The sequence below is a fragment of the Kitasatospora sp. NPDC088346 genome, assembly GCF_044740765.1.
Classification (GTDB): domain Bacteria; phylum Actinomycetota; class Actinomycetes; order Streptomycetales; family Streptomycetaceae; genus Kitasatospora.
The window spans coordinates 495,755-501,969 of sequence record NZ_JBIURH010000002.1; the positions used below are offsets into that span (position 1 = coordinate 495,755).

General features: G+C 75.5%; 4 protein-coding genes. 1 reads left to right on the plus strand and 3 read right to left on the minus strand.

Features of this window, described 5'->3' with window-relative positions; all coding sequences use genetic code 11:
- The 3 genes from ACIOFR_RS05905 to ACIOFR_RS05915 form a co-directional block, all read right to left on the minus strand.
- Entirely contained in the window at window positions 1-537 is a 537-nt protein-coding gene (locus ACIOFR_RS05905; RefSeq protein WP_400992798.1) for a PadR family transcriptional regulator, read from the minus strand.
- Window positions 538-599: 62 nt separating this feature from the next.
- Window positions 600-2,621: an FAD-dependent oxidoreductase gene (locus ACIOFR_RS05910; RefSeq protein WP_400992799.1), complete on the minus strand. Its 2,022-nt coding sequence runs from the start codon at window positions 2,619-2,621 to the stop codon at window positions 600-602.
- Window positions 2,622-2,701: 80 nt separating this feature from the next.
- The gene (locus ACIOFR_RS05915; protein WP_400992801.1) at window positions 2,702-3,799 is read right to left on the minus strand and encodes a GNAT family N-acetyltransferase; all 1,098 of its coding nucleotides are present in this window, start codon (window positions 3,797-3,799) and stop codon (window positions 2,702-2,704) included.
- Window positions 3,800-4,123: 324 nt separating this feature from the next.
- Here ACIOFR_RS05915 and ACIOFR_RS05920 point away from each other — a divergent pair, with 324 nt between their 5' ends.
- Window positions 4,124-6,109: an FAD/NAD(P)-binding protein gene (locus ACIOFR_RS05920; protein WP_400992803.1), complete on the plus strand. Its 1,986-nt coding sequence runs from the start codon at window positions 4,124-4,126 to the stop codon at window positions 6,107-6,109.
- Window positions 6,110-6,215 lie beyond the last annotated feature (106 nt).

Genomic DNA, 6,215 nt, shown 5'->3' on the forward strand with positions numbered 1-6,215 from the left:
TCAGTCCGCGGCGCCGAGCACGGCCGCGGCCTCGGTCAGCCAGGCCACCCAGAACTCCTCCAGGTTGATCCCCGCCTGCAGCACCAGGTGCTGCAGGCGGTTCTCCTGCGCCGCCAGGTCGGCCGGGAAGTCGCGCCGCTCGATCTCCCGGTACTCCTCCAACTGGGCGCGGTGCAGCTGGAGATGGCGCCGGAACTCGGCGTCCAGTCCGGTCGCGCCGACCACCGCGGCGGCCCGCAGCCGCAGCAGCAGCGCGTCCCGTACCGGCTTCGGGTCGTGCTGCTCGGCGACCCAGCCCGCCAGCTCCGCGCGTCCGGCCGGCAGCACCTCGTACTCCCGGCGGCCGCCGCGGACGGGCACCTCGTGCGGCAGCTCGCGGATCAGGCTGGACTCCTCCAGCCGGCCGAGCTCCCGGTAGATCTGCTGGTGGGTGGCGGACCAGAAGTAGCCGATCGACCGGTCGAAGCGGCGCGTCAGCTCCAGCCCCGAGGACGGCTTCTCCAGCAGGGCTGTGAGGATGGCGTGCGGCAGCGACATGGACGGATCGGCCTCTCCTGGCTGACTTCGTAGGAGCGCATCCTACGGAGTCGGGGCGCCGCTCAGAGGGCCGCCGCGAGGCGGGTCCCCTGGTCGATGGCCCGCTTGGCGTCGAGTTCGGCCGCCACGTCCGCGCCGCCGATCAGGTGCGGCTCCCGGCCGCGGGCCCGCAGCGCCTCGTACAGGTCGCGGCGCGGCTCCTGGCCGGTGCAGAGCACCACGGTGTCGACGGCGAGCAGCCGGGGAGCGCCGTCGACGGTCAGGTGCAGGCCCTCGTCGTCGATCCGCTCGTAGCCGACGCCGGCCACCATCTCCACGCCCCGGTGGCGCAGTTCGGTGCGGTGGATCCACCCGGTGGTCTTGCCGAGGCCCGCCCCGACCTTGGTGGTGGAGCGCTGGAGCAGGTGGACGGTGCGGACGGCCCGCGGGCGGACGGGCGTGCGCAGCGCGCCGGCCGAGCGGTACTCGGTGTCGACGCCCCACTGCTCGAAGAAGGCGGCCGCGTCCCGGCCGGTCCCCGTGCCCGGGTCGGTCAGGTACTCGGCGATGTCGAAGCCGATGCCGCCGGCGCCGACGACGGCGACCCGGGGGCCGACCTCGGCCTGCCCGCGCAGCACGTCCAGGTAGCTGAGCACGCTGGGGTGGTCCACGCCGGGGATGTCCGGGGTGCGCGGGGTGACACCGGTGGCCAGGACCAGCTCGTCGAACTCCTCGGCGAGCAGGCCGTCGGCGGTCGCGGTGGTGGAGAGCCGGACATCGACGCCCCGGAGCTCCAGCTGCCGCCGGTAGTACCGCAGCGTCTCGTCGAACTCCTCCTTCCCGGGGACCATCCGGGCCAGGTTGAGCTGCCCGCCGATCCGGTCCGCGCCGTCGTACAGCGTCACGGCGTGGCCGCGTTCGGCGGCCGAGACGGCGAGGGCGAGGCCGGCGGGGCCGGCGCCGACCACACCGATCCGCTTGCGGCGCCGGGTGGGTGCGAGGACCAGCTCGGTCTCGTGGCAGGCCCGGGGGTTGACCAGGCAGGAGGTGATCCGGCCGCTGAAGGTGTGGTCCAGGCAGGCCTGGTTGCAGCCGATGCAGGTGTTGATGGTGTCGGCGCCCGCGTCCCGGGCCTTGGCCACGAACGCGGGGTCGGCGAGCAGCGGGCGGGCCAGCGAGACCAGGTCGGCGTGGCCGTCCGCGAGCAACTGCTCGGCGAGCTCGGGGGTGTTGATGCGGTTGCTGGTGACCAGCGGGATGCCGACCGCGCCCATCACCTTCCTGGTGACCCAGCTCCACGCGCCGCGCGGCACGGAGGTGGCGATGGTCGGGATCCGCGCCTCGTGCCAGCCGATCCCGGTGTTGATGATGGTGGCGCCGGCCTCCTCGACGGCCCGGGCCAGCGCGACCACCTCCTCCAGGGTGGAGCCGCCGGGGACGAGGTCGAGCATGGAGAGCCGGAAGATCAGGATGAAGTCGGGCCCGACCCGCTCGCGGACCCGGCGGACGATCTCGACCGGGAACCGGATCCGGTGCTCGAACGGGCCGCCCCAGCGGTCCTCGCGGCGGTTGGTGCAGGCGGCCACGAACTCGTTGATCAGGTAGCCCTCGGACCCCATGATCTCCACGCCGTCGTACCCGGCGCCCCGGGCGAGCGCGGCGGCGTGCGCGAAGTCCTCGATCGTCCGCTCGACCTCCTCGTCGGTGAGGGCGCGCGGCGGGAACGGGCTGATCGGCGCCTGGAGGGCGCTGGGCGCGACCAGGTCGGGGTGGTAGGCGTAGCGGCCGAAGTGCAGCAGCTGGAGCGCGATCCGGCCGCCCTCGCGGTGCACGGCCTCGGTGATCACGCGGTGCTGCGCGGCCTCGGCCTCGGTGGTGAGCTTCGCACCGCCCGACCAGGGGCGGCCCGCCTCGTTCGGCGCGATGCCTCCGGTGACGATGAGGCCGACGCCGCCGCGGGCGCGCTCGGCGTAGAAGGCGGCCATCCGGTCGAAGCCGCCCTCGGCCTCCTCCAGACCGACGTGCATCGAGCCCATCAGCACCCGGTTGGGCAGTGTGGTGAAGCCCAGGTCGAGCGGGCTGAGCAGGTTCGGGTACGCGGTCATCGGGCGCCTCCTGGTCCGTGGGTCGCAGCCTCACGGTAGGACGCCCGGGGCCCCCTATGCAACTAGTTGCACAAGTGCTCTCACTCACCCTCCGCCGGAACGGCCCGCCGGCGCTCCTTCAGGCGGTGCTTGAGCCCCAGCAGCGCCCCCGACCCGCCGCGCGGCACCAGCCAGGACTCGTCGAAGCGGTCCACCGCGTCGAACCGGTACTTGTACGGCTCGGTGCCGCGCAGGAAGTCGAAGGTGGTCAGCCCCTGCTCGGCGCAGGCCCGGACGGCCTCCGCGATCACCGCCGTCCCGAGCCGCAGCTCGGCCAGCTCCGGCTCCCAGCCGATCTGGTAGTACGCGAACACCGGACCCCAGTGGAAGCCGTACAGCACCCCGACCACCCGCTCGCCGCGCTCGGCCAGCAGGAAGGCCGGGCCCTGCCCGGTGCCGGCCGCGGCCGAGCGCTCCAGCACCCGGGCGTGCAGGGCCCGGCGCCGGTCGTCGAACGTGGTGGGCCGGCCCATCGCCGCGCGGCGCACCCCGTGCAGCCGCAGCACGGTGTCCAGCAGCTCCGGGTCCGCCTCCTTGGGCGGCACCCAGCGGAACGTCACCCCCGCCGCGGCCAGCTTGCGCCCGTACCGGCGCAGGTTCGCCCGGAACTGGCGGGAGCCGATCGCGTCGAAGCCCCCGGACAGGTCGGTCCGCGGGCACGCGGCCTGCGCGACCCGGCGGGCGCCCGGCGGCAGCAGGTCCCGCTGCCCGGGGTCGAGGTCGGGCAGCCAGAGCGTGCTCCGGCGGGCCCGCGCCGCCAGGAACTCGCCGACCTGGGCCCGCCGTTCGGGCAGCGCGACGAAACCGCAGTGGTCCGCGGCGCCCGGCCCGGAGCCCAGTGCGGTGACCACCGGGGCCGACAGCGGCAGCCGGGGGTGCAGCCGCTCACCGGTCCGCAGCAAGGGCACGACCGCCTCCACGCGCCCCGCCGGCCCGCGCCAGACCGCGATCTCGGCGGCGCCGCCCGGGTCGCCGCCGGGGCCGCCCGCACCGAGCGTCTCCCACCAGGAGAGCACCCACTCGGGGGTCATGAACCAGGAACCGGACGGGTCCGCCGCCACCAGTTCCCGCCAGCCGTCGACCACCGCCGCCGGCAGGCCGGGCGTCCGATGGATCTCCGGCCCCTGTGCTGTCACCATCGTTCGCTCTCCCCCAGCCGTCGCGGCCGCCCGGCCGGCCGCCGGTGCCGGCGGGCGGCTCCGGGCCCGGGTGCATTGTCCCGAACAGCAACGGGGTACGGCCGGGTTTCTCCCGAACCGGACCGATCCGCCCAGCCCCGCACCGCCTCGTTCTTTCATATGAGTTTGCGTCAGAACGCTACGCACGGGGTCGAATTGGCCTCCTGTGGTCTACGCTCCCGCCTGCACCCGTCGTGTTCCGCCCCCGTACCGCACCCCCGGCGCCCGCCGCCCCGGCCACGCCGGGGCCGCACCGTGCCCGGCCGCAAGGATGGGAGATCCCCCGTGAGCACCCCGCCGGACCTCGTCGTCTGCCTCGTCGGCGCCGGCCCGCGAGGCCTGTCCGTCCTGGAACGGATCTGCGCCCACGAGCGGAAGTCCCCCGCCGGCCCGCCCGTCACGGTGCACGTGGTCGACCCGGCCGAACCCGGCGCCGGCCGGGTCTGGCGGCCCGGCCAGTCGCCGCACCTGCTGATGAACACCGTTGCCTCGCAGATCACCGCCTACACCGACGACAGCGTCCGGATCGACGGCCCGATCGAGCCCGGCCCCAGCCTGTACGAGTGGGCCCGGGAGATCGCCGGACCGGACGGCCCCGGCCCCGAGGACGCGGCCGCCCTCGCCCGGGCCGCCGCACTCGGGCCGGACAGCTACCCCACCCGGTCCTTCTACGGGCACTACCTGCGCGCCGCCTTCCGCCGGCTCGTCGACGGCGCCCCGCCCCACCTCACCGTCCACGTCCACCGCACCCGGGCGGTCGCCCTCACCGACGGCGCCGGCACCCCCGGCGGCCCGCAGAGCGTCCGGCTGGAGAACGGCACCCGGCTGCACGGAGTGGACGCGGTGGTGCTCGCCCAGGGCCACCTCCCCACCCGACGCACCGCCCGCGAGGAGCAGGCGGCCGCACTGGCCCGGGTACACGGCCTGCGCCACCTGGCCCCCGCCAACCCCGCCGACCTCGACCTGGACGGCATCGGCCCCGGCGAGGCCGTCCTGCTGCGCGGGCTCGGACTCAACTTCTTCGACCACCTCGCCCTGTTCACCCACGGCCGCGGCGGCCGCTTCACCCGGGACGGCGACCACCTGGTCTACCGGCCCTCCGGGGACGAGCCCCTGCTGTACGCCAGCTCCCGGCGCGGTGTGCCCTACCACGCCCGCGGCGAGAACCAGAAGGGCGCGCACGGCCGCCACCACCCCCGGCTGCTGACCCCCCGACTGCTCGCGGACCTGCGCGAGCGCACCACCGCCGGCCGGCCGACCCGCTTCCGCACCGACCTGTGGCCGCTGATATCCAAGGAGGTGCAGAGCGTCTACTACCGGACGCTGCTGGCCTCCCGCGGCCGGGCGGACGAGGGCGAGCACCTCGCCGACCGGTACCTGGCCGCCGCCGACGGGGCCGCCGAGCAGCGCCTGCTGGACGCCCACCGGATCGACCCCGCCGACCGCTGGGACTGGGGGCGGATCACCGACCCGCTCCCCCGCCGGGGGTTCGCCGACCGCGCGGACTTCCGGCGGTGGCTGCTGGACCACCTCGCGCAGGACGTCCGAAACGCCAGGGCCGGGAACGTCCACGGCCCGCTCAAGGCCGCCCTCGACGTGCTGCGCGACCTGCGCAACGAGATCCGGCTCGCGGTCGACCACGGCGGCCTGGACGGCGACTCCCACCGCGACGACCTGGACGGCTGGTACACCCCGCTCAACGCCTTCCTGTCGATCGGCCCGCCCGTCTCCCGGATCGAGGAGATGCGCGCGCTCCTGGAGTGCGGCCTGCTGGTGCTCACCGGCCCCGGCACCGACATCCGCCTCGATCCCGCCCGCCGGGCGTTCGTCGCCCACTCCCGCAGCGTCCCCGGGGAACCGGTGGCGGCCCGCACCCTGATCGAGGCCCGGCTGCCCGAACCCGACCTGCGCCGCACCGACGACCCGCTGCTGCGCCACCTGCTGGGCACCGGCCAGTGCGCCGCCCACCGGATCGGCGTCCACCAGTCCGGCGGGCTCGCCGTGACCGGGCGCCCGTACCGGCTGCTCGACGCCCACGGCCGCCCGCACCCGCGCCGCTTCGCCTTCGGGGTGCCGACCGAGGGCGTCCACTGGGTGACGGCGGCCGGGATCCGGCCCGGCGTCGACTCCGTCATCCTGGGCGACGCCGACGCGATAGCCCGCGCCGTCCTGGCCCTACCGTTGACCGCTGACGCCCCGCCGGCGGACCGCACCCGCCCGCCCGGCACCGCACCCGCCCCCGGCACCGCACCCACCGGAGTGACCGCATGACCGAGGACCTGACCGACGCCGGCCTGCTCTCCCCCGTGCGGGCCGGCACCCCGGTCGAGGCGGCCGTCGGCGACCGCGCCTGGCTCCAGGCCATGCTCGACGCCGA

Coding starts and splice junctions, on each gene's coding strand:
- ACIOFR_RS05905 (WP_400992798.1), bottom strand. CDS start 537: ATGTCGCTGCCGCACGCCATCCTCACAGCCCTGCTGGAGAAGCCGTCC.
- ACIOFR_RS05910 (WP_400992799.1), bottom strand. CDS start 2,621: ATGACCGCGTACCCGAACCTGCTCAGCCCGCTCGACCTGGGCTTCACC.
- ACIOFR_RS05915 (WP_400992801.1), bottom strand. CDS start 3,799: ATGGTGACAGCACAGGGGCCGGAGATCCATCGGACGCCCGGCCTGCCG.